The 25,811-nt window shown below is 70.8% G+C and carries 30 protein-coding genes; 12 read left to right on the top strand and 18 right to left on the bottom strand.

From position 1 onward, the window contains the following. The first annotated feature begins 20 nt into the window (after nucleotides 1-20). The 3 genes from L3Q67_RS19700 (at nucleotide 21) to shbA (ending at nucleotide 1,688) form a co-directional block, all read left to right on the top strand. On the top strand, nucleotides 21-374 hold the full coding sequence (locus L3Q67_RS19700; protein ID WP_499190875.1) for a YidH family protein: 354 nt from the start codon (nucleotides 21-23) through the stop codon (nucleotides 372-374). Beyond that, entirely contained in the window at nucleotides 371-679 is a 309-nt protein-coding gene (locus L3Q67_RS19695) for a DUF202 domain-containing protein (RefSeq protein WP_499190874.1), read from the top strand. Before L3Q67_RS19700 ends, L3Q67_RS19695 begins: the two co-directional genes overlap by 4 nt. A 352-nt stretch (nucleotides 680-1,031) precedes the next feature. Then, complete coding sequence (shbA, locus tag L3Q67_RS19690) at nucleotides 1,032-1,688, top strand: RNA polymerase sigma factor ShbA (protein WP_499190873.1); 657 nt, start codon at nucleotides 1,032-1,034, stop codon at nucleotides 1,686-1,688. Here shbA and L3Q67_RS19685 read toward each other — a convergent pair. The 4 genes from L3Q67_RS19685 to L3Q67_RS19670 are packed head-to-tail and all read right to left on the bottom strand — an operon-like array spanning nucleotide 1,666 to nucleotide 5,184. Then, nucleotides 1,666-2,535, bottom strand: coding sequence for a 5-oxoprolinase subunit C family protein (locus L3Q67_RS19685; protein ID WP_499190872.1), 870 nt, complete (start codon nucleotides 2,533-2,535; stop codon nucleotides 1,666-1,668). The genes shbA and L3Q67_RS19685 overlap by 23 nt on opposite strands. After that, nucleotides 2,532-3,140, bottom strand: coding sequence for a 5-oxoprolinase subunit B family protein (locus L3Q67_RS19680; RefSeq protein WP_499191583.1), 609 nt, complete (start codon nucleotides 3,138-3,140; stop codon nucleotides 2,532-2,534). The genes L3Q67_RS19685 and L3Q67_RS19680 overlap by 4 nt, the downstream gene beginning before the upstream one ends. After that, a complete protein-coding gene (locus L3Q67_RS19675; RefSeq protein ID WP_499190871.1) occupies nucleotides 3,140-3,940 on the bottom strand; it encodes a putative hydro-lyase in 801 nt (266 codons plus the stop codon). Before L3Q67_RS19675 ends, L3Q67_RS19680 begins: the two co-directional genes overlap by 1 nt. Then, nucleotides 3,937-5,184, bottom strand: coding sequence for an MFS transporter (locus tag L3Q67_RS19670; protein ID WP_499190870.1), 1,248 nt, complete (start codon nucleotides 5,182-5,184; stop codon nucleotides 3,937-3,939). Before L3Q67_RS19670 ends, L3Q67_RS19675 begins: the two co-directional genes overlap by 4 nt. Nucleotides 5,185-5,339: 155 nt before the next feature. On the opposite strand from L3Q67_RS19670, the gene L3Q67_RS19665 reads away from it, so the two are divergent. The 3 genes from L3Q67_RS19665 (at nucleotide 5,340) to L3Q67_RS19655 (ending at nucleotide 7,647) form a co-directional block, all read left to right on the top strand. Beyond that, a complete protein-coding gene (locus L3Q67_RS19665; protein ID WP_499190869.1) occupies nucleotides 5,340-6,041 on the top strand; it encodes a GntR family transcriptional regulator in 702 nt (233 codons plus the stop codon). A gap of 108 nt (nucleotides 6,042-6,149) precedes the next feature. Further along, the gene (locus L3Q67_RS19660) at nucleotides 6,150-6,752 is read left to right on the top strand and encodes a TetR/AcrR family transcriptional regulator (RefSeq protein ID WP_499190868.1); all 603 of its coding nucleotides are present in this window, start codon (nucleotides 6,150-6,152) and stop codon (nucleotides 6,750-6,752) included. Between the two features lie 148 nt (nucleotides 6,753-6,900). Continuing rightward, nucleotides 6,901-7,647 (top strand): NADPH-dependent F420 reductase, encoded by a 747-nt coding sequence (locus L3Q67_RS19655; RefSeq protein WP_499190867.1) that lies wholly within the window; start codon nucleotides 6,901-6,903, stop codon nucleotides 7,645-7,647. Nucleotides 7,648-7,748: 101 nt separating this feature from the next. Here L3Q67_RS19655 and L3Q67_RS19650 read toward each other — a convergent pair whose 3' ends face one another. From L3Q67_RS19650 to L3Q67_RS19640, 3 genes are all read right to left on the bottom strand, one after another. Next, nucleotides 7,749-8,420 (bottom strand): response regulator transcription factor, encoded by a 672-nt coding sequence (locus L3Q67_RS19650; RefSeq protein ID WP_499190866.1) that lies wholly within the window; start codon nucleotides 8,418-8,420, stop codon nucleotides 7,749-7,751. Then, nucleotides 8,417-9,073 carry a sensor histidine kinase gene (locus L3Q67_RS19645; protein WP_499190865.1) on the bottom strand — a complete coding sequence of 219 codons (657 nt, stop codon included), beginning with the start codon at nucleotides 9,071-9,073 and terminating at the stop codon, nucleotides 8,417-8,419. The genes L3Q67_RS19650 and L3Q67_RS19645 overlap by 4 nt, the downstream gene beginning before the upstream one ends. A 195-nt stretch (nucleotides 9,074-9,268) precedes the next feature. Further along, complete coding sequence (locus L3Q67_RS19640; protein ID WP_499190864.1) at nucleotides 9,269-10,465, bottom strand: erythromycin esterase family protein; 1,197 nt, start codon at nucleotides 10,463-10,465, stop codon at nucleotides 9,269-9,271. A gap of 31 nt (nucleotides 10,466-10,496) precedes the next feature. Between L3Q67_RS19640 and L3Q67_RS19635 the strand changes: the two genes are divergently transcribed. Then, nucleotides 10,497-11,099 carry a TetR/AcrR family transcriptional regulator gene (locus L3Q67_RS19635; RefSeq protein ID WP_499190863.1) on the top strand — a complete coding sequence of 201 codons (603 nt, stop codon included), beginning with the start codon at nucleotides 10,497-10,499 and terminating at the stop codon, nucleotides 11,097-11,099. Here L3Q67_RS19635 and recG read toward each other — a convergent pair. Together recG and L3Q67_RS19625 are read right to left on the bottom strand one after the other, a co-directional pair. Further along, nucleotides 11,096-13,252, bottom strand: a complete 2,157-nt coding sequence (gene recG, locus L3Q67_RS19630; protein ID WP_499190862.1) for an ATP-dependent DNA helicase RecG — start codon at nucleotides 13,250-13,252, stop codon at nucleotides 11,096-11,098. The genes L3Q67_RS19635 and recG overlap by 4 nt on opposite strands. 5 nt (nucleotides 13,253-13,257) lie before the next feature. Continuing rightward, nucleotides 13,258-14,841, bottom strand: a complete 1,584-nt coding sequence (locus tag L3Q67_RS19625; RefSeq protein WP_499190861.1) for a DAK2 domain-containing protein — start codon at nucleotides 14,839-14,841, stop codon at nucleotides 13,258-13,260. A gap of 140 nt (nucleotides 14,842-14,981) precedes the next feature. Between L3Q67_RS19625 and rpmB the strand changes: the two genes are divergently transcribed. Then, entirely contained in the window at nucleotides 14,982-15,173 is a 192-nt protein-coding gene (gene rpmB / locus L3Q67_RS19620; protein WP_153030126.1) for a 50S ribosomal protein L28, read from the top strand. A 55-nt stretch (nucleotides 15,174-15,228) separates the two neighbouring features. Here the strand turns inward: rpmB and L3Q67_RS19615 are convergent, their stop codons facing one another. From L3Q67_RS19615 to L3Q67_RS19600, 4 genes are read right to left on the bottom strand one after another with little or no spacing between them, the layout of a single operon-like run. Next, nucleotides 15,229-15,906 (bottom strand): uracil-DNA glycosylase, encoded by a 678-nt coding sequence (locus L3Q67_RS19615; RefSeq protein WP_499190860.1) that lies wholly within the window; start codon nucleotides 15,904-15,906, stop codon nucleotides 15,229-15,231. Nucleotides 15,907-15,954: 48 nt separating this feature from the next. After that, nucleotides 15,955-16,476, bottom strand: a complete 522-nt coding sequence (locus L3Q67_RS19610) for a gamma carbonic anhydrase family protein (RefSeq protein WP_499190859.1) — start codon at nucleotides 16,474-16,476, stop codon at nucleotides 15,955-15,957. 12 nt (nucleotides 16,477-16,488) lie between these two features. After that, nucleotides 16,489-16,965: a GNAT family N-acetyltransferase gene (locus L3Q67_RS19605; RefSeq protein ID WP_499190858.1), complete on the bottom strand. Its 477-nt coding sequence runs from the start codon at nucleotides 16,963-16,965 to the stop codon at nucleotides 16,489-16,491. Nucleotides 16,966-16,975: 10 nt separating this feature from the next. Beyond that, entirely contained in the window at nucleotides 16,976-17,950 is a 975-nt protein-coding gene (locus L3Q67_RS19600) for a thiamine-monophosphate kinase (protein WP_499190857.1), read from the bottom strand. Between the two features lie 110 nt (nucleotides 17,951-18,060). Here L3Q67_RS19600 and L3Q67_RS19595 point away from each other — a divergent pair, with 110 nt between their 5' ends. From L3Q67_RS19595 to L3Q67_RS19585, 3 genes are all read left to right on the top strand, one after another. Beyond that, entirely contained in the window at nucleotides 18,061-18,294 is a 234-nt protein-coding gene (locus L3Q67_RS19595; protein ID WP_153036892.1) for an Lrp/AsnC family transcriptional regulator, read from the top strand. Between the two features lie 20 nt (nucleotides 18,295-18,314). Continuing rightward, nucleotides 18,315-18,875 (top strand): DUF3515 domain-containing protein, encoded by a 561-nt coding sequence (locus L3Q67_RS19590; protein WP_499190856.1) that lies wholly within the window; start codon nucleotides 18,315-18,317, stop codon nucleotides 18,873-18,875. A gap of 64 nt (nucleotides 18,876-18,939) precedes the next feature. Further along, on the top strand, nucleotides 18,940-19,902 hold the full coding sequence (locus L3Q67_RS19585; protein ID WP_499190855.1) for a right-handed parallel beta-helix repeat-containing protein: 963 nt from the start codon (nucleotides 18,940-18,942) through the stop codon (nucleotides 19,900-19,902). A 240-nt stretch (nucleotides 19,903-20,142) separates the two neighbouring features. On the opposite strand, the gene L3Q67_RS19580 is transcribed toward L3Q67_RS19585, so the two are convergent. Together L3Q67_RS19580 and pdxR are read right to left on the bottom strand one after the other, a co-directional pair. Further along, entirely contained in the window at nucleotides 20,143-21,234 is a 1,092-nt protein-coding gene (locus tag L3Q67_RS19580) for a D-alanine--D-alanine ligase family protein (RefSeq protein WP_499190854.1), read from the bottom strand. A 6-nt stretch (nucleotides 21,235-21,240) separates the two neighbouring features. Then, the gene (gene pdxR / locus L3Q67_RS19575; RefSeq protein WP_499190853.1) at nucleotides 21,241-22,641 is read right to left on the bottom strand and encodes an aminotransferase-like domain-containing protein; all 1,401 of its coding nucleotides are present in this window, start codon (nucleotides 22,639-22,641) and stop codon (nucleotides 21,241-21,243) included. Nucleotides 22,642-22,709: 68 nt separating this feature from the next. Here pdxR and L3Q67_RS19570 point away from each other — a divergent pair, with 68 nt between their 5' ends. Beyond that, nucleotides 22,710-23,375 (top strand): pyridoxamine 5'-phosphate oxidase family protein, encoded by a 666-nt coding sequence (locus L3Q67_RS19570; RefSeq protein WP_499190852.1) that lies wholly within the window; start codon nucleotides 22,710-22,712, stop codon nucleotides 23,373-23,375. Here the strand turns inward: L3Q67_RS19570 and L3Q67_RS19565 are convergent. The 3 genes from L3Q67_RS19565 to L3Q67_RS19555 all read right to left on the bottom strand — a co-directional run bounded on the left by L3Q67_RS19565 (nucleotide 23,330) and on the right by L3Q67_RS19555 (nucleotide 25,724). Beyond that, nucleotides 23,330-23,818 carry a cysteine dioxygenase gene (locus L3Q67_RS19565; protein ID WP_499190851.1) on the bottom strand — a complete coding sequence of 163 codons (489 nt, stop codon included), beginning with the start codon at nucleotides 23,816-23,818 and terminating at the stop codon, nucleotides 23,330-23,332. The two genes, L3Q67_RS19570 and L3Q67_RS19565, sit on opposite strands and share 46 nt — an antisense overlap. Nucleotides 23,819-24,007: 189 nt before the next feature. Continuing rightward, nucleotides 24,008-25,018 (bottom strand): NAD(P)H-dependent glycerol-3-phosphate dehydrogenase, encoded by a 1,011-nt coding sequence (locus L3Q67_RS19560; protein WP_499190850.1) that lies wholly within the window; start codon nucleotides 25,016-25,018, stop codon nucleotides 24,008-24,010. A 1-nt stretch (nucleotide 25,019) separates the two neighbouring features. Continuing rightward, a complete protein-coding gene (locus tag L3Q67_RS19555) occupies nucleotides 25,020-25,724 on the bottom strand; it encodes a lysophospholipid acyltransferase family protein (RefSeq protein ID WP_499190849.1) in 705 nt (234 codons plus the stop codon). Between the last annotated feature and the right edge of the window lie 87 nt (nucleotides 25,725-25,811).

Below are 25,811 nucleotides of genomic sequence, written 5' to 3'. Positions count from 1 at the left end.
ACTGGGGACAGGCTGTCCGCATGACCGAGTCCCCCGAGGAGCACACGGAGCAGGAGCCCGACTACCGCTTCAGCCTGGCCAACGAACGCACCTTCCTGGCGTGGATGCGCACCGCCCTCGGCCTGCTCGCCGGCGCGGTCGCGGTGCGGCAGCTGGTGCCGGAGTTCGGCGTACCGGGGGCCCGCACCATCCTCGCCCTGCTGTGCGCCGCGCTCGCCGTGCTGCTGACGGCGGCGAGCTACCCGCGCTGGCGGCGGGTCCAGCGCGCGATGCGCCGCGGTGAACCGCTGCCACCCAACCGGATGATGCTGGTGCTGACCGTCGGACTGGCGGTGATCACCGCCCTCGCGGTGGTCCTCGTGGTGACCGGGTGAACCGCGACCCCGGGCTCCAGCCGGAGCGCACCTGGCTCGCCTGGCGCCGCACCACGGCCGCCGCGGCGGCCGTCACCGTCCTTCTCTTCCACTCAGCGGCACACTCCGGCGGTGACCTCACCGTTATCCCAGGACTCACCGGGGTGGTGGTCACGATTTCGCTCACCCTGGTCACCCGGCACCGGGAACGACACCTCCTCCGGACGCAGCGGACTCCCCCAGATGCCGCACATGCCCAGGTCATCGGCCTGGCGGCGGCCCTGGTGACGATCATGGCGGCGGCCACGCTCGTCTTTCTCGCTTAACTGGCAAACGCGATTTACAGGGCCCTAAGGCCCTACCGCCGTACGGAGCAATCGGGGCGTAAGCGACTTTTGTGCATGGTGACCGAAAGACGATTGAGACCTAGATTCGTGCTAATGGGGCATCTCTGCGAGATCCCTGGAGCCCACGCCTATTGCGGTCTAGCATTACGCACAGTCGTCAGATTGCTGAACGAGCGAGCGCCATTCGGGTAACTCCGCTACGGACAGTCGCCTTGTTAGCGGCCTGACAATGACTCTCAGCAGGGGCGGTTGACTCGGCGATTAATCGAGTTTGTCGGGTCCATCGGCTGAGCTAGACAACAGCAGATCGGTCGAAGAAATGGGCGGGCGAATGACCACGAGCTTGGACTCGACGACGCGGGGCACCGAGGGACCCGCGGCGCCGAAGACGGTCCAGCAGAACGCGAGCCACTATCCGCGGCTGACCAAGGAGGACCTGGACCCCTTGGTCCGCCTGGCCGCCAAGGGCGACCACGACGCGATGGACGGCCTGCTCGCCGCGCTGAAACCGGTGGTCACGCGCTACTGCCGGGCGCGGCTCGGCGGCCGGGACCTGTCGTACTTCTCCGCCGACGACATCTCCCAGGAGGTGTGTCTCGCGGTGCTCAAGGCGCTGCCGCAGTACCAGGACCGCGGCGGTTCCTTCCTCTACCTGGTGCACGCGATCGCGGCGAACAAGGTCGCCGACGCCTTCCGCGCGGTCTCCCGTGACCGCTGCGAGCCGGTGTCCGACCTGCCGGAGCGCTCCAACACCGACAACGAGCCGGAGAAGCACGCGCTCGACGTCGACCTCGGCGAACGGCTCAACCGCCTGATCCGCACACTGCCCCGGGTGCAGCAGGAGATCGTCATCCTGCGCGTGGCCGTCGGCCTGACCGCCGCCGAGACCGCGGAGGCGGTCGGCCTCAAGGCAGGCAACGTGCGCACGACCCAGCACCGCGCGCTGCAGAAGCTGCGCGAGCTGATCACCCTGGAAGGCGACTTCTGACGAACCTGAGCCGGGTGCCCGGCCGCGCCTGCGCGGCGCCGCCGAGGTCCTCTTCCGCGACCACCGCCACCACCGGGTAGCCCCCGGTCACCGGGTGGTCGGCGAGGAACAGGATCGGCTGGCCCGATGGCGGGACCTGCACCGCCCCGGGGGCCGCCGGTTCCGACGGCACCTCCCCCGCCTTGGCCCGGCGCAACGCCGGTCCGTCGAGCCGCAGCCCGACCCGATTGCTCTGGGCCGACACCGCGTACCGCCCGGACAGCAGCGTGCCGAGCGCGTCTTCGGTGAAGAAGTCCAATCGTGGCCCCGGAATCAGCCGCAACACCGGTTCGTCCGGGACGGCCGCGCACGGCGCCTGGTCCACGACGGGCCAGGCGAGCACCCGATGGCCGACCGGTAGCGTGGTGCCCGTCGCGAGCTGCGCCGGTCCGAGTCCCGACAACGTGTCCGTCCCACGACCACCGAGCACCGGCGGCACGTCGATCCCCCCGCGCACGGCCAGATACGTCCGCAGGCCGCGATCCGGCGCACCGAGCCGCAGTTCTTCCCCCGCACCGACGAAAACCGGCGCGTTCATGCCGATCGCGCGTCCGCCGAGCCGGGCCGGGCCGACCGCTCCGGTGAGCGCGATCAGCGCCGGGCCGTCGAATCGGACGGCCAGCCCGCCGAAGGTCGCTTCCACCGCGGCGTTTCCCTCGGGATTGCCGACGAGCCGGTTCGCCAGGCGCAGCGCGTCGCGATCGGCCGCGCCGGACCGGCCGACGCCGAGCGCGGTGTACCCCGGCCTGCCGAGGTCCTGCACGGTGGCGAACAGGCCCGGCGTCAGCACTTCGAGCTTCGCGGTCATGTCGCGGTGAAGCGCACGGTGGTGCCCGGCGCGAGCAGGTTCGGCGGTTCGCGATCGGTGTCCCACACGGCCAGCGGGGTGCGCCCGAGCAGGTGCCACCCGCCGGGTGACGGGTGCGGGTAGACCGCCGCGTATTCACCGGCCACCGCGACCGCGCCGGCCGGCACGCGCACCCGCGGACTGCTGCGCCTCGGCAGGTGCAGCAGCGGGTCCAGCCCGGTCAGGTAGCCGAAACCCGGCGCGAAACCGCAGAAGGCGACCCGGTATTCGGCGCCGGTGTGCCGCTCGACCACCTCGGCTTCGGTCAGCCCGGTCGCCGAGGCCACTTCGGCGAGGTCCTCACCGTCGTAGCGCACCGGCACCACCAGTTCTTCGCCGTGCTGACTCGGCGGCGGCTCCAGCGGACGGCCGCTGAGCTGCTCGACCAGCCGCTCGAAGGTGGTGCGGCCGGGATCGAACCGCACGAGCACGGTCCGCGCGGCCGGCACCACCTCCTCCACCCCCTCGGGCGGATCGGCGGCCAGCGCCGCGTTGAGCCCGAGCACCTCGGCGGCGCCGGGGAGGTCGACCAGCGCCGCGCGGGTGCCGTACCGGTGGACCCGGATCACCGGCGGCCGACCCGGTACTCGTCGTCGCGGCGATCGGTGATCAGCATGTGCCCCGGCGCGTGCGTGATGGCGAACGGCGGCTTCGACGCCATCAGCGCCGCCTGCGGGGTGACCCCGCAGGCCCAGAACACCGGCACGTCACCGGCTTCGGCCCGGACCGGGTCGCCGAAGTCGGGCTTGCCGAGGTCGGCGATGCCGAGCGCGCCGGGGTCGCCGACGTGCACCGGCGCTCCGTGCACCGCGGGCATCTCCGCGGTGATGCGGATGGCGTCGTCGACCTGGTGCTCCGGGATCTGGCGCATGGAGACCACCATCGGCCCGTGCAACCGGCCCGCCGGGCGGCACTGCCGGTTGGTCACGTACATCGCCACGTTGCGGCCCTGTTCCACGTGCCGCAGCGGAATGCCCTCCGCGGCGAGCGCGGTCTCGAAGGAGAAGCTGCAGCCGATCGAGAAGGCGACGAGATCGCTGCGCCAGTACCGCGTGGCGTCGGTGACCTCCGCGCGCAGCCTGCCGTTCTCCCAGATCCGGTACCGCGGCAGGTCGCGGCGCAGGTCCGCACCGGGCGCCAGCACGGTCGACGGGTCGCCGGGATCGCTGACGTCGAGCACCGGGCACGGCTGTTCGTTGCGCTGGCAGAACAACAGCACGTCGTAGGCCCAGTTCTTGCGCACCGCGATCAGGTTCGCCTGCGTGTAACCCGCGGCCCAGCCGGTGGTCGGCGCCTGCACACCGGCGCGGAAACTCGCCCGCGCCCGTGCCGGATCGAGCATCCCTGGTTCGTCCACAATGGTCATACCAGCTCCCTCCCTCGGGTTTCCGGCAGGCCCAGCAGGGCCAGTACCGCGACGCCGTAACCGACCGCGCCGAACACCATCGCCCCGCCGGCGCCGAGGAAGCCGACCACCCCGGGGAAAACGGCGCCGACCGCGCGGCCGAAGTTGTAGGTGAAGCCCTGCCCGGTGCCGCGTTGCGCGGTCGGGTACAGCTCGGCGAGGAAGGCGCCGAACCCGCTGAAGATGGCCGACATGGAGAAGCCGAGCGGGAAACCGAGCAGCATCACCAGGGTGTTGGCGCCGTGCGGGATCTGCGTGTAGGCCACGATCAGCACCGCCGACAACCCGGCGAAGAGCACGAAGGTCCGCTTGCGCCCCAGCAGGTCGGTCAGGTAACCGCCGCAGACGTACCCGATGAACGCGCCGGAGATCAGGAAGACGTAGTAGCCGCCGGTGTTGATCACGGTCAGCCCGCGGGTGGTGCGCAGGTACGACGGCAGCCAGGTGGCCAGCGTGTAGTAGCCGCCCTGCACGCCGGTGGCGAACAACGACGCGATCAGCGTGGTGCGCAGGAGGTCGCCGCGGAAGATCTGGGCGAACGAGCCGCGTTTTTCGGTGCTTTCCCGGCGCTGCGTGGCTTCGTCGGCGTCGGTGACGTTCTTGCGCACCCAGATGATCAGGATCGCCGGGATGACGCCGGTCCAGAACATGATGCGCCAGGCCATGTCGTCGCTGGTGAAGGTGAAGACCACGGTGTAGACGAGCACCGAAAGACCCCAGCCCACCGCCCACGCGCTCTGCACGAACGCGACCGTGCGGCCGCGGTAGCGCGAGCGCGCGTACTCGGCGACGAGGATGGCGCCCGCGGCCCATTCACCGCCGAAGCCGAGGCCCTGGAGGGCGCGGAACACCAGCAGCGTCTCGAAGTTCGGCGCGAAGCCGCAGAGGACGGTGAACACGGTGTAGGTGGCCACGGTCAACTGGAGCGTGCGGACCCGGCCGATGCGGTCGGCCAGGATGCCCGCGCCGGCGCCGCCGATCGCCGAGACCACCAGCGTGGTGGTGCTGAGCAGGCCGGCTGTGCCGGGGGTCAGGCCGAAGTAGGCGATGATCGCGCTCAGGCTGAGCGGCAGGACCCAGTAGTCGTACGAGTCGAGCCCGTAGCCGCCGAACGCGCCGACGAAGGCGCGCCTGCCGCGGGGGCCGAGTGTGCGGTACCAGGCGAACGGTCGGGTGTCCTCGGCGGTTGGAGCGGTCGCATCCATCACGCACCTCGCTCGGATCGGGGGTCGGTCCAGGGAAACACAGTGAGCTGGGACACAAGGTAGGCTATTGTTGAACAATCCCACAAGAGGTTCGGAGGATAATCCTCTGGTAGTTTGAGCGTATCGTTCACTGGGCCTGCGGTAGGCTGATCCTCGTGGTCATCGCAGACAACAGCGGCAGCTCCACGGGGCTGGCCGCAGACCGGGGCCTCCTCGGCCGGACGAGCACGGCCGAGCGCGTGGCCGATGTGCTGCGCACCCGGATCTCGGAGGGCTACTTCCTGCCAGGCGCCCGGCTCTCGGAACACGACATCGGGGCCGCACTGGGGGTCTCGCGGAACACGCTGCGGGAGGCTTTTCGCCTGCTCACGCACGAACGGCTGCTGTCGCACGAGCTGAACCGGGGCGTTTTCGTCCGGATGCTGAGCGTGGACGACGTGGTGGACCTGTACCGCGTGCGCAAGGTGATCGAATGCGCCGCCGTGCGGAACGCGGTGGACCCGGACCTGTCACGCCTGGAAAACGCGGTCGGCGACGGCCTGCTCGCCGAACGGCGGGAGGGCTGGCGCGACCTCGGCACCGCCAACATCCACTTCCACCAGGCGCTCGCGGCGCTCTCCGCCAGCCCGCGCATCGACGAACTGATGCAAGGGATCTTCGCCGAGCTGCGGCTGGTGTTCCACGTGATGACCGACCCGCGGGAGTTCCACCAGCCATACCTGCTGCGCAACGAGGAAATCCTGCAACTCCTGCGCGAGGGCGAGAACCGCCGCGCGGAGGCAGCACTGGCCCGCTACCTGAACGACGCCGAACACCAACTGGTCAAGGCCTACTCGAGCCGCACCCCCACCGAGTAACTCTCGCCACTCCCAGCAGCATCTTCGGCAAATAAGGAGATAGTCTCCGTTTTGCCGGGCGAACCATTCGGAGATGGTCTCCGTTTTGCTGGTGGGAGGTGTGGACGCATGGGCGAGACCGGTACCGACGAGCGCCGGGTGCGGACGGACAAGCAACGCAACCGCGTGCACATCCTCGAGGTCGCGGAGCAGTTCTTCGCCGAGCAGGGCGTCTCCGGCTCCATGGACGCCATCGCCAAGCGGGCCGGCATCGGCCCCGGCACCCTCTACCGGCACTTCCCCAACCGGGAGGCGCTGCTCGTCGCTCTGCTCCAGGCCCGCAACGAGGAGCTGGAGGCCCGTCGCGACGCCATCCGGCGCGAGGAGCGCGACTCCGGCGAAGCGCTCGCCCAGTGGCTGGACGCGCTGGGCGAGTGGGTGACCGCTTTCGACGGCCTGCCCGAACCCTTGCGAGCCGCGCTGACCGAAGGCACATCCCCGCTGACGATCACCTGCCAGGGCTTCATCACGACGACCGAGGAGTTCCTCGGCGCGGCGCAGCGCGACGGCGTCGCCAAGCCGTGGGTGCGGGCACGCGACCTGTTCCTCAGCACGCTGGCGGCGGCCTGGGCACGCAGCGCCGCCCTGGCCGACGAGTCCTCCCCCGAGGCGCTCAGCACCCTCATGCGGTCCGGCTGGGAGAGACCGGCGGACGGAAACCCGGAAACGTAGGCCGGGGCGGACGCTGGCGTCGCCCTTTACGGCACCGGCCCCTTCGACGGGGGCCTGCTCAGCGCGCTCACGCATGCAGGAAGCAGCCGCTTCGCCGTACCACCGGCCGGCTTCGCCTCATCACAGCGATCGACACAAGGAGAACCACATGAAGATCGGCATTCTCGGCGTCGGGCACATCGGCAAGACCGTGGCCCAACGGCTGAGCGCGGCAGGACACTCCGTGAAGGTGGCCAACTCACGCGGCCCGGAGACGATCGATGCCGACGTACTGTCCTCTGGCGGACGCGCGGTCACAGCGGCGGAAGCCGTGGAGGACGTGGACGCCGTGATCCTCTCGATTCCGTTGAACCGCCTTCCGCAGGTCGCGCCACTGATCGCCGACGTGCCTGCCGACACGGTCATCATCGACACCTCGAACTACTACCCGGCACGCGACAACCGGATCAAGGCCATCGACGACGGCCAGGTCGAGAGCGTGTGGGTCACCGAGCAACTGGGCCGGCCGGTCGCCAAGGCGTGGAACGCGATCGGCTCGCACTCGCTCGCGACCAGGAACAAGCCCGCCGGCAGCCCGGACCGCGTCGCCATCCCCGTCGCCGCCGACAGCGATCGGGACCGCGGCGTAGCCATGGCGCTCGTGGAAGACACCGGCTTCGACGCCTTCGACGCCGGGACGCTGGCGGATTCCTGGCGGCAGCAACCCGGTGCGCCGTGCTACTGCACGGACCTCACGCGTGAGGAGATGCCGGCCGCGCTGGCGGCGGCGGAGGCCGAGCGCCTGCCGAAACGGCGCGACCTGGCGGTCGCCGCGATCCAGGAGAGGGTCGGGGACGGCACCACCAACCCGGACGCGGACTACGGCGTCCGCCTGAGCCGAGCCTTGTACCTGTAGCGCCCGGTGGCCCCGGCAGCCGTTGCCGGGGCCACAGGTGCTCTCGCGTCCCCTTCCAGCGAGTACTACGACGACCCCGTGTCCCGGGGAGGTCGAAGGGGTCAGCCGGTGGCGGCGCCTCGGCGGCGGCGTCGGGCGTGGTGCTCGTCCAGCAGGGAGTACCGCACGGCCAGCGAAGCGGCTTCCAGGCGCGAGTGCACACCCAGTTTGCTCAGCAGGGCCTGGATGTGCGTGCGTACCGTCGTCGTCGCCACGCCGAGGCGGCTCACCATTTCGCTGGTGCTCAACCCTTCGACGAGCATCGCCAGGCATTCGCGTTCGCGGGTGGTCAGGTGCGCGGCCAAGCGCATGGCTTCCGCGGAACCCCGTGAGCGCAGGGCCGAGCGCTCCGAAGCGACGTGCACGACCACCTCCCCGGCGACCACGCTGCGCAGGGCGGCGGTCAGCGTCGCGACCCCGCACGTCTTCTGCACGTACCCCGCCGCGCCGCCGGCCAGGGCGCGGTGCAGGCCGTCGTCGTCCTGGTCGGCGGTGAGCACGACGACCTTGGTCGCCGGGCGCGCCGCGCGGATGTCGGTGAGGCGGTCCAGGGCGTCGCCGTCGACGAAGCGGCGGTCCAGCAGGCAGACGTCCGGCTGGTGCCGCCGGATCGCGGCCGGGATGTCCGCCATGGTGCCGATCACCCCCAGCACCTGGAACTCGTGGCTCAACACGGACGCCAGCGCGTCGGAAAACAACGCGTGGTCGTCGCAGAGCAGCAAGCTGATGTTCATTCCGTTCCCCCCTCGGCCCCGAACAGCAGCCGGACACGGGTGCCCTCCGAACCGGAGGACACCACCTGGAAACCGCAGCGGCAGGCCTCGGCGAGCCGCTCGACGATGCCGAGCCCCAGCGAGGCCCACCCGGACGGACCGGCGCCGAACCCCGGCCCGTCGTCGGCGACCTCGATGGTGATCAGCCCGCCGTCCTCCCGGGCGGACACCTCCACCCGGCCACCCGGCCCCGCCGCCCGCACGGCGTTGTCGACCAGGTTCGTGATCATCCGCCACAGCAGCGATTCGTCCACCAGCAGCGAAACCGCCGCCCCCGGCCGCACCACCACCGAGGTCTCACCGGCCAGCGAAACCAGCGAAACGATCTGCTGCAGCACTTCGGGGACGTCGACCAAGGACGCCCGCGGCCGGTCCCCGGCGGCCATCGCGTGGCGGACCATGCCGAGCAGCCGGTGCGTCTCCTGCTCGATGGCGTCCACCCGCTGCCGCGTCCCCGGCGGCAGCGTCGCCTCCCCCCGCACCGCCTCCACCAGGAACGACAGGGTCGCCAGGCTGTGCCCGAGGTCGTGCAAGAACTCCCGCGTGACCACGCCGGCCGGCCGAGCGTCCGGGCTGGGGCCCCCAGTGGCCGCTTCCCCCGGCGATCGCTCCATCCTTCGCCTCCACTAATTCCGTTTCACACGCACTCCGATCACTCAGTCGGGTTATTCCCATTGAACGTTGCACAACCCAGGCCGAACACCGGACAGTGGCCGAATATTTATCTACCCAACGTTATAGCGTGCCGTCGCGGACGGTAACCGCTCGGTGGCACCAATTCTCCGGCATCCGGGGTGTACTGGGAATATTCAGAACCGGCAGACGTGCATGTGGGGGAAATAGGCCAGCGCGTCGAAAGCGAAGGGCACATCGGCGTGCACGGTCAGGTGCGCGTGCCGGATACCGTGCGGGCGGTCGGCCGCGGCGCGCAACGGCCGGAGGTCGAGCAGGCCCGCCTCCGCGCCGGTCAGGTGTTCTTCGATGCTCCCGGCTTCCGGAGCCCCGAGTTCCTCCTCGTACAGGCGGAAACCCAGGCGGCCTTCGGGATCGGGGCGCAGGCCGGTGGTGTGGCCGGTGCCCGCGGTCAGCGCCAGTGCGAAATATTCGTCGCCGAACTCGTCGGCCAGGTGAGCCCCCGCGGGCGCGTTGGTCACGCCGGGGATCAGACTGCTCGGGGTGCGCTGCAGGTGTCCGTTGTGCAGCATCAGCAACATTTTCCGCTCCGGCCAGATTTCGCGCGCCAAGCGCACGGATTCCGCCATATAGCGGTCGCGCGACGCGGCCTGGACGGGCGTGGCCGAGCCGTTCATCGCGTCGAACACTTCACGCAGATACGTGTCCACGCGCAGCGCGCCACGGGCTTGGTGCAGCGCGATGGCGTGCGCCCGCGAGTCCCCGCCCCGGCGCAGCACCGGCCCGGTGGACTCCAGATGGGCGACCAGCACGGTCAGCGCGGCGGTGGCCGCGTCCCGGTTTTCGCACTTCTGGTACAACCCCGGCGCGATGGCGCTGCTGACCGCGGAGTACGGCCGGGTCGCGGTCAGCGCATTGTCCACAAGGGACAGTGCGGCCGGGTCGGCGGCGAGCAGGTACTCGCGTACCGCGCGCAGGGCGGGCTCCGGCGAACCCGCGCTGCTGGGCACGTCGAGGCCGAAGTACCGCACGTCTCCCCCGGCTGCCCCTCCTGCAGAAGTATTGTGCTCCCGCAACCAGGTGAGCATGGTGTGCATCTCGGCGGAGTCGCCGAGTGAGAAGGTGAAGCCGTCGCGGCCGATGTCGGCCACGTCCCCGGGCGCGCCGTGCAGCCAGGCGTCGGTCAGCCTGCCCTCCGCGAAGCCGGATTCGAAGCCGAGCACGCTGAAGCCGAGTTCGGTGACGAGCAGCCGCAGCACCCGGTCGCGATAGGCGCTGAACTCCTGGATGTGGTGGTTGTTCTCGCCGACGGCGACGATGCGGGCGTCGCCGATCAGCTCGGGAAGGCGGTCGAAAGGGCTGAGTCGTGGCACACTGGGCACACTAACGCAACAGGAGTAGCACTTGTCGACCGAATTGACCGGCAGCCGGCCCGGTGGGCGCACCGAGCGCAACCGGGTCGCCGTGCTGACCGCCACCCTCGACGAACTGGCCGAGAAGGGGTATCCCGGGCTCACCGTGGACGCCGTGGCCGAACGCTCCGGGGTGCACAAGACCACGCTCTACCGCCGCTGGGGCTCGGCCGAGGGGCTGGTCGCCGCGGCCCTGCTGTTCGGCATCGAGCACCGCTGGGAGGTGCCGGACACGGGCTCGCTCGAAGGCGACCTCAGCGCGATGAACCGCGAGCTGACCACGTACTTCACCGATCCGGCGAAGTCGGCGCTGCCGCTGGCGTCGGTCGCGTCGTCCTTCCAGTCGGCCAAGGCCGCCGACTCGCTGCGCGAGTACTACGCCGACCGCCACGAGCGGGGTGCGGCGATGACCGTGCGCGCCATCGCCCGCGGCGAGGTCCCGGCGGACACCGATCCGGTCGAAGTGATGCGGCAGGCCGCCGCGCCGGTCTTCTACCGGTTGTTCGTCAGCCGGGAGCCGGTCGACTTCACCATCGCCGACCGGGCGGCCCGCGCGGCCGTGATCGCCGCGAAGGCCGGTGCTTTCGCCGTCTAGGACTTCTCCAAGTACTCCGCCCTTTCGGCATCGACCACCGTGGCGACCATGCGCGCCAGCCCGCTGTGCTTTTCCAGCGCCGGGTCCTCGGTCACGATCTCCTGCGCGTAGGTGCGCGCCTCGGCGATGATCTCCTCGTCCCGCAGCAGGGACAGCAGCTTCAGCCCGGACCGCTTGCCCGACTGCGCCGAGCCGAGGATGTCGCCCTCCCGCCGGATCTCCAGGTCCAGCTGGGAGAGTTCGAAACCGTCCGTTGTGGACTCGACGGCATCGAGCCGCTCACGCGTGCTGGTGCCCTCCAGCGCTTCGGTGACCAGCAGGCACAGCCCCGGCTTCGACCCGCGGCCGACGCGGCCGCGCAGCTGGTGCAGCTGGCTGACGCCGAAGCGGTCGGCGTCCATGATCACCATCACCGTCGAGTTCGGCACGTTCACGCCGACCTCGATCACCGTGGTCGCCACCAGCACGTCGACCTTCCCCGCGGCGAAGGCACGCATCACCGCGTCCTTCTCGTCCGGCGGCATCCGCCCGTGCAGCACGCCGACGGTCAGCCCCTGCAACGGCCCGGCCGCCAGTTCCCCGGCCACGTCGAGCACGGCCAGCGGCGGCCGCTTGTCGCTCTTGTCCGACGCGGGTTCGTCGCCGATGCGCGGGCAGACCACGTAGGCCTGGTTGCCCTTGCGCGCGTCCTCCGCGACCCTGTCCCACACCCGGTCCAGCCACTTCGGCTTCTCCGCCACCGGCACCACGGTGGTCGAGATCGGCGACCGCCCGGCGGGCATGTCGCGCAGGGAAGCCGTTTCCAGGTCGCCGTAGACGGTCATCGCCACCGTGCGCGGGATCGGCGTCGCGGTCATCACCAGCACGTGCGGGCTGGTGCCGTCGGCCCCGCGTGAGCGCAGCGCGTCCCGTTGCTCCACGCCGAAGCGGTGCTGCTCGTCGACCACCACGAAACCGAGGTCCGCGAAGGAAACCGTGTCCTGGATGAGCGCGTGCGTGCCGACCACGATGCCCGCCGCGCCACTCGCGGCGTCCAGCAACGCCTGCTTGCGTTCCTTGGCCGGCAGCGAACCGGTGAGCAGGGTGACCTTGGTGGCGTTCTCCGCCGCGCCCAGTTCCCCGGCCTGCCCCAGGTCACCGAGCATTTCGCGCAACGAGCGCGCGTGCTGCGCGGCCAGCACCTCGGTGGGCGCGAGCATCGCGGCCTGACGCCCGGAGTCGACCGCCTGCAGCATCGCCCGCAGCGCCACGATCGTCTTGCCGCTGCCGACCTCGCCCTGCAGCAGCAGGTTCATCGGGTGCTCGACCGAGAGCGACTCGGCGATCTTCGCGCCGACGTCGTGCTGCCCCGGCGTCAGCTCGAACGGCAGCCGCTGGTCGAAGGCTTCCAGGAGACCACCGGCTTTCGGCGCGCAGATCGGCGCCGGCCGCGTCACCGCGGAATGCCGCCGCTGCGCGAAGATCAGCTGGACGGACATGGCCTCGTCCCACTTCAACCGCCGCTTCGCCGACTCCAGCCGCGGCCAGCTCTCCGGGCGGTGGATCTGCCGCAGCGCGTCGTGCAGCGACTCCAGCTTCTTGGCGGCGAGCAGTTCGGCGGGCATCGGGTCCTCGTCGACGTCGTCGAGGGTGTCCAGCACCTGGCGGACCGCCCGCGCGATCGCCCACGACTGGATGCCCTGCGCCGCCGGGTAGACCGGCATGATGCCGAGGAACTCGTCCATCACCGACTCGTGCAGGTCGTCGCCTTCGAGCAGTTCGTACTCGGGGTTGGCCAGCTGCAGGTTGTTCCGGAAGGCGGTCACCTTGCCGGCGAACAGGCCGGTCTTGTCGATCTTGAGTTCCCGCTCGCGGAACGCCTGGTTGAAGAAGGCCAGCTGCAGTTTGCGGCGGCCGTCGGTGATGGTGACCTCGAGGATGGTGCCGGCGCGGGCCCGCATGGTCCGCCGCATCACCTTCTCGATCCTGGCCATCACGGTGACGTGCTCACCGAGCTCCAGCCCGCCGATGTCGGTGAGCGAACCCCGCTCGTCGTACCGGCGCGGGTAGTGCCGCAGCAGGTCGGCGACGGTCTCGATGCCCAGCGAGCCGGACAGCGCCTTGGCCGTCTTGGCGCCCAGCAACGGCGTCAGCTTGTCGTCAAGGACGGTCATCTTCCCTACTCCACCCCGATCAACAGCACGGCGTCGGTCTGCCGTCCGGAATAGCACACCAGTTCGACCTCCGGGTGCTCGCCCCGCAGCCAGCCCGTCAGCACCTCTTCGACGTCCGGCGGCGCGTCCACCCCGGTGACCACGGTGACCAGCTCCCCGCCCGGCCCGAGCAGCCGGGCCAGCACGGTGATCGCCGCCTCCAGCAGGTTCGCCTCGGCGGCCGGTTCGATCCGCACCACCTCGCCGTCGACCAGGCCCAGCACGTCACCCGCCTGCGCGCGCCCGACCACCGAAAGCGCCTCACCACTGGCGAAGAGCACCTCACCGCGGCGGGTCGCGGCGGCGGCCTCCGCCATCGCCACCACGTCGTCGTTGGTGCGCCGGGCCGGGTCGTGCACGGCCAGCGCGGCGAGCACCTGCACCGGCGAGGCACACGGGATGACCACCACGTCCCGGTCGCCCGCCATCGCGTGCCCGGCGGCGTTGTCGGCGACCGTGGTCAGGTCGGGACCACCGGCCAGCACGGTGACGTGGTTGCCGGTGGTCTCGGTGATCAGGCCGAGCATTTCCTCCACGCTCGGTACTGAACCAGCGGGCACCGACAAAACCGCGACGTTCTCCGCCCTGATCACTTCCGCGAGCCCCTCGCCGCGCACCACCACGACCACCGTGCGGTCGAGCCCGCCGCCCGGTTGCAGCGGCGCCGGGGTGAGGAGCGGCTCCACCCGGATCCGGCGCGGGCGGCCCGCGTCCAGCGCGGCTTCGATGGCGGCGCCGATGTCCGCGCAGTGCACGTGGACCGCGTGGGACCCGGCGCCGTCGGCGGCCACGGTGACGCTGTCGCCGAGCCCGCTCAGCGCCTTGCGCAACACCGGCAGCGCCGCTTCGTCCGCGTCTTCGAGCAGGAACATCACCTCCCACGCGTACAGCGCGGGTTCACCGTGCCCGTGGCTGTGCGCGGTGAGCGGGTGGTCGTGGGCGTGCTCGGTGCCGGTGACCACCTCGAGCAGCGCGTCCAGCACGGCCACCACCCCGCGCCCGCCCGCGTCGACCACGCCAGCGCGCGCGAGCACGGGCAGCTGCTGCGGGGTGTGTTCGAGCGCCTCGGCGGCGGCTTCGGCGGCGGTGCGCGTGACCTCGCCCAGATCAGCGGTGGTGCCGGAAACGGCCGCGTTCACCGCGTGCAGCACGCTCAACATGGTGCCCGCGACCGGGCGGGCGACCGCGCCGGTGGCCACCTCGTCGGCGTGCCCGAGCGCGGCGGCCAGCGCGGGGCCGTCGACCGTGCGGCCCGCCAGCGCCTCCGCGAGCCCGCGCAGCACCTGCGACAGGATCACCCCGGAGTTGCCCTTCGCCGCCACGACCGCGCCCTTGGCCAGCACGGCCAGCGCCTCTCCCGCGCTTTCGGGCGGCGGCGCGTCGTTCAGCGCGTGCCAGGCCCCGGAGACGGTGTGGTGCATGTTCGACCCGGTGTCGGAGTCCGCCACCGGGTACACGTTGATGCCGTTGATCTCCGGTCTCAGCGCGTCCAGGCTGTGCACGCAGGCCGAGGCCCAGCGCCCGACCGCGGCGGCGTCCAACTCGCGCACCCCTGCAACCTCCTGACCTGGTTCAGGCGAGGGTAGCGACCCCGTCCGGTCCGCCTCGGAACATACTGGTTACTATGGTCGAGTTGCCCGGCCGCCGTGCCGGGCGTGATTCGTCTTCGAATGATCCAAAGGAGTTCGACGTGGCTGCCGTGTGCGACGTCTGTGGCAAGGGACCCGGCTTCGGTAAGTCGGTCTCACACTCCCACCGGCGGACCAGTCGCCGGTGGAACCCGAACATCCAGACCGTGCACGCCAAGATCGGTCTGTCCCAGCGCAAGCGCCTGAACGTGTGCACCTCGTGCATCAAGGCGGGCAAAGTCGTCCGGGGTTGAGCGTAGGAAAGTGAAACGGCGAGTGCCCCTTGCGGGACACTCGCCGTTTTCGCGTTTACGGGAGCTTCCAGTCGACTGGTTGCGCGCCTTGCTGGACCAGGAGTTCGTTCACCCGGCTGAACGGGCGTGAGCCGAAGAAGCCGTTGTGCGCCGAAAGCGGGCTCGGGTGCACGGATTCCACGCTCGGCACGCCACCCAGCAGCGGCTTGAGCTTGCGGGCGTTGCTGCCCCACAGGATCGCCACCAGCGGGCCCCCGCGTTCGGCCAGCGCCTTGATCGCCTGCTCGGTGACCACTTCCCAGCCCTTGCCCTGGTGCGAGTTCGGCTTGCCGGGCATCACCGTCAGCGCCCGGTTGAGCAGCAGCACACCCTGCTCGGTCCACGGCGTCAGATCACCGTTGGACGGCAGCGGGTGGCCGAGGTCCTCCGCGTACTCCTTGTAGATGTTCACCAGGCTCTTCGGCAGCGGCCGGACCTCCGGCGCGACGGCGAAGGACAAGCCGATCGCGTGGCCGGGGGTCGGGTACGGGTCCTGGCCGACGACGAGCACACGCACCTCGTCGAACGGTTGCTTGAACGCCCGCAGGACGTTCTCCCCCGCCGGGAGGTAGGTGCGCCCGGCGGCGATCTCCCCGCGGAGGAACTCACCCATCGCGGCGATGTTGGATTCCACCGGGGCGAGGGCTTTCGCCCAGCCGGCTTCGACGATCTCGTGCAGCGGTCGTGCGGTCACGGCGGGCGACTCTATCGGCTGCGTCACACCATCGAGTCGGCGACCCGCCTAGGACAGCAGGCGGAGTTCGGTGCGGAAGCGGGCGGCACGGCCGACGTAGCTGGCCACCACGGCTTCGATCATCTCCGGGCCGAACGACTTGTTCTCCCGCGTCTTCGCCGGTACGCCCAGCGCGATCTCGCCCGACCCCACCTTCGAGCCGTACGACAGCACGGCCCCGGCACCGACCATGCCGCCGTCCTCGATCTCGCTTCCGTTCAGCACCACCGAACCGGAGGCGATCAGGCAGCCGGTGCCGATGATCGCGCCCTCGACGTGCACCGAGTGGCCCATCGCCGAAGACGGCCCGAGGACGGTCGGGTGCTGCTCGGTGCAGTGGAGAACACAGCCGTCCTGGACGTTGGAGCGTTCACCGATCTCGATGTAGCCGTTGTCCCCGCGCAGCACCGCCTGCGGCCACACCGAGGCGAACGCGCGGATCCGGACGTCGCCGATCAGCGTCGCGTCCGGGTGCACGTAGGCGTCGGGGTGGATGTCGGGCACCAGGTCGCCGAGTGCGTAGATCGCCACGGTCGTCCTCCTTCAGCCGGTGAGCGACTTGCCGTAGTACCGGCTCTCCGCTTCACCGGCGTAGTAGCCGAAGCCGGCCATCTCCCGGTATCCGCTCGAGCGGTACAGCTCGATCGCCTCCGGCTGCTTGGTCCCGGTCTCCAGCACCATCCGCCGTCGCCCGGCGGCCAGCGCGGTGCGCTCGATCTCGGCGAGCATCGCACGCGCCAGCCCCCGGCCCCGCGCGGCTGTGACCACGAACATGCGCTTGATCTCCGCGTCACCGTCGCGCAGGGCGCCGCCGTCTTCCTCGCGCACGCGCCAGGCCCCGGTCGCCACCGGGACCCCGTCGAGGTAGCCGACCAGGAACAGCCCGTTCGGCGGGGCGAACTCCTCCGGCCGCACCGGGGTGTCGTCCGGGGTGCCGTAGCGCACCACGTACTCCTGCTGGACCTCGGTGATCAGCTTCTGCGCGTCCGGATCGTCGTAGGCGGCCACACGAATTTCCACGACCGGCACCTTAACTGGTCTTCCAGTGCTCCCAACCGGCCTCGCCACCGCGGTGCGGCTGCCCGTCCACCGTCACCCCGAACTCCGGCCTGGTGACCACGCCGACGCGGCGCCACCCGGCAGGCAGTTCCACCTCCGGCGGGAAGGCGGCGACCAGCGCGTGGTCCTCGCCTCCGGTGAGCACCCACCGCTGGGCGTCGGCGCCGAGCGCGGCGGCCACCTCCTGCAGCCGCTGGTCCGGCTGGAGCGCTTCGGTGCGCACGTCGATGCCGACCTCGGAAGCCGCCGCGATGTGCCCCAGATCGGCCAGCAGGCCGTCGGAGACGTCGATCATCGCGGTGGCGCCCGCCGCGGCCGCCGCCGGTCCGGCCGCGTAGGGCGGCTCGGGGTAGCGCTGGGCGTTGACCACGCCGACCGGTGACCGGAAGCCGCGGCCGAGCACCATCAGCCCCGCCGCCGCCCAGCCCAGCCGCCCGCACACCGCGACCACGTCGCCGGGCCGGGCGCCCGACCTGGTCACCGGCGGCAGGCCGTTGAGGTCGCCGAGCGCGGTGATGCTCACCACCAGGGTGTCGGAGCGGACCACGTCCCCGCCGACCACGCCGATCCCGGCGCGCTCGGCCTCGGTCCACATGCCGTCGGTGAGCCGGGTCAGCACCGACGCCGGCAGGTCTCCCGGGCAGGCGAAGCCCACCAGCACCGAGGTGGGCAGCGCGCCCATCGCGGCGATGTCGGCCAGGTTCACCGCCACCGCCTTGCGGCCCACGTGCTCGGGCCCGGACCAGTCGAGCCGGAAGTGCACGCCCTGCACCAGCACGTCGGTGCTGACCACCACCCGGCCGTCGGGCGCGGCCACCACCGCACCGTCGTCACCCGGCCCGAGCAGCGTGAACGGCGGCTGCACCCGGTCCTGGGTGAGCGCCCGGATCAGGCCGAACTCACCCGTCTGCGCCACGGTCGTCGTCTCGGATGTGTCCCGCGGCACGCCGTTACCTCCTGACCTCAAATAGTCGGATCCCCTATCGTTCCCTTACTGGGGTACGTTCCTCAGACGTTCCTACCTTGCGCAGCCAGATCCAGACGAAGGGGCACGCCGTGGTCCACGCATACATCCTCATCCAGACCGAGGTCGGCAAGGCCGCGTCCGTCGCGGCGGAGATCTCGGGCATCCCCGGGGTCACCACCTCCGAGGACGTGACCGGGCCGTACGACGTGATCGTCCGGGCGGCCGCGGACAACGTCGACCAGCTCGGCCAGCTCGTGGTCGCCAAGGTGCAGAACGTGGAGGGCATCACGCGCACGCTGACCTGCCCCGTGGTGCACCTCTGACCCGTGCTGTAGTTCCTGTCGTGCCCCACTTCGACACCGAGACCGGCGCCCCGCCCCGGCTGCTGATCGTGATCGCCGCGACCCTGGCGGTCGCGCTCGCCGCCGGGGTGGCGGTTTTCGGCCTCCTCACCGGTTCCGGGGAAAACCCCGGCGAAGCGGGCAAGGGGCCGCTGCCGCTCGTGCCGGTGCCCGCCCCGCAGGCCGGCGCGCCCGAATGCGCCACCCTCCTGGGCGCGCTGCCCGGTGAGCTGACCTCCAACGGCGAGAAGCTGGCCAAACGCGAACTGGCCGAGCCCGCTCCCCCGGCGACGGCCGCGTGGGGCACCGGTGACCCGATCGTGTTGCGCTGCGGTCTGGACCAACCACAGGAAATGACCAGGACGGCCCAGCTGCGCGTGATCAACTCCGTGCAGTGGCTGCCGATCGCGGTCGAAGGCACCACCACCTGGTTCCTCGCCGACCGGGCCGTCTACCTGGCGCTGACCGTGCCGGACAGCGCGGGAACCGGCCCGCTGCAGGAGATCTCCGACGCGATCGCGGGTGCGCTGCCCTCGGTGCCGCTGCGCTTCTCCGACGGTTGACCGGAATGGGGACGCTCATTAGCGTGAGTGTCTCCGCCGCCACGCAGGAGACTCGGAGGACTCGATGCGTGCAGGCGTTCTTGCCACCACTGTCGTGCTCGCGGCACTGACACTGCCGGATACCGCTTCGGCCGCGGTGATCACCGTGCAGACCGGCGCCGAGCTGAGCGGCGCACTGTCCGCGGTGAAGCCGGGCGACACCATCCAGCTCGCCGCGGGGAAGACGTTCACCGGCAACTTCAAGGCCCCGGTCAGCGGCACGGCGAGTGCCCGGATCACCCTGAAGGGCCCGCGTGACGCGGTGCTCAAGGCGTCCGGCGGCCGGGGTTTCGAACTCACCGGCAGCTACTGGAACCTCGAAGGCTTCACCATCACCGGCGGTCAGAAGGGCCTGATGGCGCTGGGTGTGCGCGAAACCGTGGTGGACGGCCTGCGGGTGCACGGCGTCGGTCACGAAGCCATCCACTTCCAGCACGGCAGCAGCGACAACGTGGTGCGGAACTCGGAGATCAGCGACACCGGCAGGCAGACACCCGACTACGGCGAGGGCATCTACTTCGGCTCGGCGAAGAGCAACTGGCCGGGTGGCACGCCGGATCGCAGTGACCGCAACAAGGCGCTGAACAACAAGATCGGCCCGAACGTGGCCGCCGAGGCGATCGACGTCAAGGAAGGCACCAGCGACGGCGAACTGTCCGGCAACACCTTCGACGGCACCGGCCAGACCGGCGCGAACTCCGGTGACAGCTGGGTGGACGTGAAGGGCAACGGCTACCTCGTGACGAACAACAAGGGCAGCAAGGTCTTCGTCACCACCAAGAGCTACGGCGGCTTCGAGGTGCACGTCCAGCTGGAAGGCTGGGGCGAGGACAACACCTTCTCGCACAACACCGCCGATGTGCAGTCACCCGGCGCCTACGGCTTCTACGTGCACAAGAAGGACCTGGGCAACCGGATCTGCGCGAGCAACACCGTCACCAACGCGGGCAAAGGCTTCAGCAACACCCCACCCACCGACGGCTGCTGACGCTATGAGTGGGGCATTACTTGCAATGAACGCAAGTAATGCCCCACTCATAGCACTCAGCCGCCGCCCCAACCGCCACCCGGGCACCCCACCAGGGACCCGCCCAAACCCTCCACCCCGCCCCGGTCCACAGCCAAAAACACGGCGAAGGCCCCGATGTCAAGGCATCTTTCCCGCCTTGACATCGGGGCCTTCGCCGTAGTCACAATCAAAAACCGGGGCGGAACCCCCCAAAGCAACTCACCGCAACCCAGTACCCCGAGCAATAGCCGTCTCCACCAACGTGGACAACAGCGTCGGGTAGTCCACGCCGGTCACCGCCCACATCTTCGGGTAGGCCGACGTGGTGGTGAAGCCGGGCATGGTGTTCACCTCGTTGATGGTCAGCTCGCCGTCCGCACCGACGAAGAAGTCGACCCTGGCCAGGCCCTGGCAGTCCAGCGCGTGGAAGGCGGCGACGGCCATCTCGCGCAGCCGTTCGGTCACCTGGTCGTCCAGCTTCGCCGGGATGTCCAGTTCCGCGGCCTCGCCGAGGTACTTGGTTTCGAAGTCGTACCAGGCGCTTTCGTCGGTGGCCAGCACGCGGATCTCGGCGGGCAGCGAGGCTTCGACGCGGCCGTCGGGGAATTCCAGCACGCCGCATTCGAGTTCGCGGCCGACCACCGCGGCTTCGATGAGCACCTTGGGGTCGGTCTCACGGGCCAACGCGATCGCGGCGTCCAGCTGGGACCAGTCGGTCACCTTGCTGATCCCGATCGAGGACCCGGCCCTGGCCGGTTTGACGAACACCGGCAGGCCGAGGCGTTCGCGCTCGGCGTCGGGCAAAGTGGACTGTCCACGCCGGAGCACCGCGTACTCACCGCTGGGCAGGCCCTCGGCGGCGAGCAGCTTCTTCGCGAACTCCTTGTCCATCGCGGTGGCGCTGGCGAGCACCCCGGCGCCGACGTAGGGCACGTCCGCCAGTTCCAGCAGGCCCTGGATGGTGCCGTCCTCACCGAAAGCGCCGTGCAGCACCGGGAAGATGACGTCCACCGCACCGATCGCGTCCACCCCGGCGTCGAGCGAGACCAGTTCGCGGTTGACCCGGTCACCGGTGAGCACCAGGCTCCGTCCTTCGTGGACGACGGGGAGCTGGTCGCCGTCGATCCGCAGGCGGTCCGGGTCGCTGGGGCCGAGCACCCAGCCGCCTTCGCGGGTGATGCCGATGGGCACGATTTCGAACCGCTCGGGATCCAGGTTCGCCAGCACACTGCCCGCCGATACGCAGGAAATGGTGTGCTCGGTGCTCCGGCCGCCGAACACCACGGCGACCCGCGTCTTGGCTGGGCTCATGGGACGTCACCCTACCGGGCTCTTGTGGATCACTCCGGGGCGCAGTAAGTCGACCAGCGTGTCCAGCGCGTCGGCCAGTGCCTCGCGGGAACAACCCGAATAGGCGAGCGGAATGCCGTACTCGGTCGGGGTGCCGGCGAAGTGGCGGCCGAGGTGGTCGAGCCGGATTCCCGCGGCTTCGGCGGCGAGCACCTTGCCGCGTTCCTCCGCCGCCGAATTCAGCGGCACCATCAAATGGGCGCCCGCGTCGTCGCCGAGCACCGGGATGCCGCCCGCGTGCAGCGCGCTGGTCAACATGGTCCGCCGCTCGGACAGCTCACGCCGCAGCTTCCGCAGGTGACGCCCCAGATCGCCGTGGCGGGCCAGTTCGATCAGCACCCGCTGCCCCGCCGGGGACGGCCGGGTGCCGGTGCGGTCGCGGTACTCCAGCACGGCCGCGGCCACCTTCGGCGGGGCGACCATCCAGCCCGCGCCGAGCGTGGGCGTGAGGATCTTGCTGGTGGTGCCCAGGTGCGCGACCACGTCCGGGGCGAGCGCGGCGAGCAGCGGCAACGGTGCCACGTCGAAGCGCAGTTCACCGTCGTAGTCGTCCTCGATGAGCAGGAAGTCCTCGGCGCGCGCCCGCTCGACCAGCTGCACGCGGCGGGCGGCGCTCATCCGGCTGCCCATCGGGTACTGGTGCGCCGGCGAGCAGTAGACGGCCCGGACTCCGCGGGGCACGGCGTCCGGGCGCAGGCCCTCACCGTCCACCGGCACCGGGACGGTCCGCAGCCCCGCGCTGGTCAAAGCCTGCACGGCACGCTGGTAACCGGGCTCCTCGACGCCGACCACGTCACCGGGTTCGAAGATCGCGCCGGCGATCTCGATCACCGCGGCCGTGGTGCCCGCGGTGGCGAGCACGGAATCCGTGCCCGCGGAAAGGCCGCGGTGGCGCAGCAGGTGCTCGGCGATCACGGCCCGGTAGTCGAACAGACCGGCGCGGTGGGCCCTGGACAAGGGCGGCGCGTCGGCCGCGGCCCGCCACGCCCGGCGCCAGGCGGCGCGGTCCAGACCATCGGCCCACGGCACGCCGGGGCTGAGGTCGAGCAGGTCCGGCCGGGCCGGGGTCTCGCCGATCACCAGCCCGCGCGCCGGGCGGTCGCGCGGCGGCGAGGTGGTGACGTAGGTGCCGGAGCCGTGGCGCCCGGCGATCCAGCCCTCGGCGTGGAGCTGCTCGTATGCTGCGGAGGTCACTGTCCGGCTGACGCCGAGGCGCTGGGCCAGCGCGCGGGTCGAGGGCAACCGGTCGCCGCCGCGCAGGTGGCCGGTGGCGGCCGACTCACGCAGGGCGTCGGCGAGTTGCACGGCGAGCGGGGTCCCGCTGTGGCGGTCCAGGCGCACCGGGAGCGCGGTGTCGGAATGCGGCAAAGTGGCCTCTTCGAACTGGCTGGCGATTGGCCGTTCATGATGCCACTTGACCACGGCAGGCTACTCGTATGACCCCATTGTCACCCACTCCCCGCAGCACGCTGACCCGCAAGAAGGACCGCGGCCGGACCGAGCGCGCCGAACTGCACGCCGTGCTGGACGAGGGCCTGATCTGCCACCTCGGCCTGGTGCTCGACGGTTCGCCGGTGGTGCTGCCGACCGGCTACGGGCGCGACGGGGACACGCTCTACCTGCACGGGTCGACCGGTGCGCCGAGCATGCGCGCGGCCGCGGCCGGGCTGGACGTCTGCGTGACAGTGACCCTGCTGGACTCCGTCGTCTACGCGCGCTCGATCAACGACCACTCGATGAACTACCGCAGCGCCGTGGTCCACGGCCGGACGCGGCTGCTGGACGGGGACGAAAAGCTGCACGGCCTCCACATGCTCACCGATCACCTCGCGCCCGGCTCGTGGGAGCACGCGCGCGAGGTGAACGCGAAGGAACTGGCCGCCGTCACGGTGCTCGCGCTCGATCTGGCGGAGGCGTCGGTGAAGGTGCGCGACGTCGGCGCCCTCGACCAGCCCGCCGACGTGGCGGCGGATGCCGCGTGGGCCGGGCTGCTGCCGGTCCGGACGTCGTTCGGGGCTCCGGAGACCGACGCGCGCTGCTCGGTCCCGGTGCCCGCTCACGTGGCGGAGCGGGTGGGCCCGTCGACGAAGCCGGGGCGGTAGCTGCGCATGGCCCGGCCGCCGGAGCGGTAGACGTGCACGCTGATCGCGGGGTCGCCGCCGGGGTTGTGGACGTGGTGCACGTAGCCGGGGGCGAACACCCGCGACTGGCCGGCGACCAGCGGGTGCACCTCGGTGACCACGCGCCCGTCGGCGGCCGTCCGGCTGACGGTCTCGGTCAGCGAGCCGGAGACGACGGTGAAGGCACCGGTCGACTCGACGTGGTCGTGCAGGTCGGTCTCCTGGCCGGGGAGCCAGCTCATCAGCCAGATCTCCTGCTCGCCGTCACTGGCGATGAGGGCGGAGAACCGCTGGTCGGGGTCGTAGCGCAGGAGGTGGCGCCAGCGGTCGCGGTCGTGGGCGTACTCGAGCGCGACCCGCACGGGGTGACGCTGCTGAACAACGTTCTCGACCAGGGCGACGGTGTTGTCCGGAACGGCGAACATGGTGTTTTGTCCTTTATGAGTGTTGTGGCGGCTGGGTTCGGCTTCAGCGGCAACAACACGGACACAGCGAGAAGACACGGGGCTGGCCTTGGCGGCTGGCTCGCACGTTCGTCTCACGCATCAACACACCCAGCAGCGAAGCAGGCCGCCGCCCCCGCGGTCAACCGGTCTCACCCCATGGGCACCGGTTCACGACCATTCGTGTTTGCGGTCCCGGCCCAGCAGTTCGGCACCCAGGCGGCGGGGGTCGCCGCCTTCGTGGCAGACGCGGTGCATGGCGTCGGTGATCGGCATGTCGACGCCGAGGCCGGACGCCAGGTCCCGGATGGAGGTGCAGGACTTCACGCCCTCGGCCACCTGTCCGCCGACCGACTCCTGTGCCTGCGCGACCGACTCGCCCCGCCCCAGCCGTTCCCCGAAGGTCCGGTTCCGCGAAAGCGGTGAGGAGCAGGTCGCGACCAGGTCGCCCACCCCGGCCAGGCCGGCGAAGGTCAGCGGATCGGCACCCAGTTTCACGCCCAGCCGCGCGGTTTCGGCCAGCCCGCGGGTGATCAGCGTCGCCATGGTGTTGGTGCCGAAACCGAGGCCCGCGGCCATGCCGCAGCTCAGCGCGATCACGTTCTTGCACGCCCCGCCCAGCTCGCAGCCCACCACATCGGTGTTGGTGTAGGGCCGGAAGTAGCCGGTGAAGCACGCCCGCTGCACGGCCACCGCGCGCTCGTGGTCGGCGCAGGCGACCACCGCCGCCGACGGCTGCTCCTGCGCGATCTCCTTCGCCAGGTTCGGCCCGGAGACCACCACCACCTGACCGTCCGGCACCCCGGCGATCTCGGTGATCACCTCGCTCATCCGCTTCAGCGTGCCCAGTTCCACGCCCTTGGCCAGGCTGACCAGGATCGCCTCGGGCGGCAGCAGGCCGCGCCACGCGGTCAGGTTCGCCCGCAGGCTCTGGCTGGGCACGGCCAGGACCACGACTTCGGCGCCGTCCAGCGCCGCGGCCGGGTCGGCGGTGGCGGTGACACGCGACGGCAGTGCCACACCCGGCAGGTACCCGCCGTTCGTCCCGGCGTCGGAGATCTCCGCGGCGACCTCGGGCCGCCGCGCCCAGATCGTCACGTCACGCCCGGCGTCGCCGAGCACCTTGGCGAAGGTGGTGCCCCAGGAACCCGCGCCGAGCACGGTGACCCGCTGCAGGTCCATCTCAGTCCCCGTCCTCGGTCGCCGGGCGCACCGGCGGCCGCTCGCCTCGTACTTCGCACAGCAGGTCCACGACCTCGGCCATCATCACGTCGGTCACGTCACGCAGCACCTTCGCGCCGAGCGGGCGGCCGCGGTAGGCGGACAGGTCGATCGGCTCGCCGACCGAGTGGATCACGTGCTTGCGCGGGAACGGCCGGAACTTCTTGTCGTAGCCGTTGAGGATCTCGTGGGTGCCCCACCGCGCGATCGGGATCACCGGCACGTCGTTCTCCAGCGCCAACCGGGCCGCGCCGGTGTAGGAGCGCTTCGGCCAGGCGGCCGGGTCCCTGGTGATCGTGCCCTCGGGGTAGATCACCACCACCTTGCCCTCGCGCAGCGCCTGGTGCGCGGCCCGCAGGCTGTCACCGGCGCTGGACGAGCCGCGGTAGACCGGGATGCCGCCCGATTCGACCAGGATCTTGCCGAGCAGCGGGGTGCGGGTCAGGCTCTCCTTCGCCATGAACCGCGGCACCCGCTTGTTGCGGTGCACCAGCACCGCGTCGACCACCGGGTCGAGGTGTGAGATGTGGTTGAGCACCAGCAGGGCGCCCCCGCGGCGGGGGATGCGCTCCGCGTGCCGGTAGTCCCGCCTGCCGAGCAGGGTCATCGGGTAGAACAGCGCCGCGGCGGTCCCCACCCAGAAACCGCCCTTTTCCCGATCGGCCAAAACTCCTCCTCGCTCGGTTGCCCACGCTGATCCTGCCCCCCGCGATGTCACAGACCTAGGGCGGGTGGGGAGCAGCCGGAGTACAAA

The organism is Saccharothrix sp. AJ9571 (genome assembly GCF_021725495.1).
GTDB classification, from domain to species: Bacteria; Actinomycetota; Actinomycetes; order Mycobacteriales; family Pseudonocardiaceae; genus Amycolatopsis; species Amycolatopsis magusensis.
This window is presented reverse-complemented; position numbering and strand designations above follow the sequence as displayed.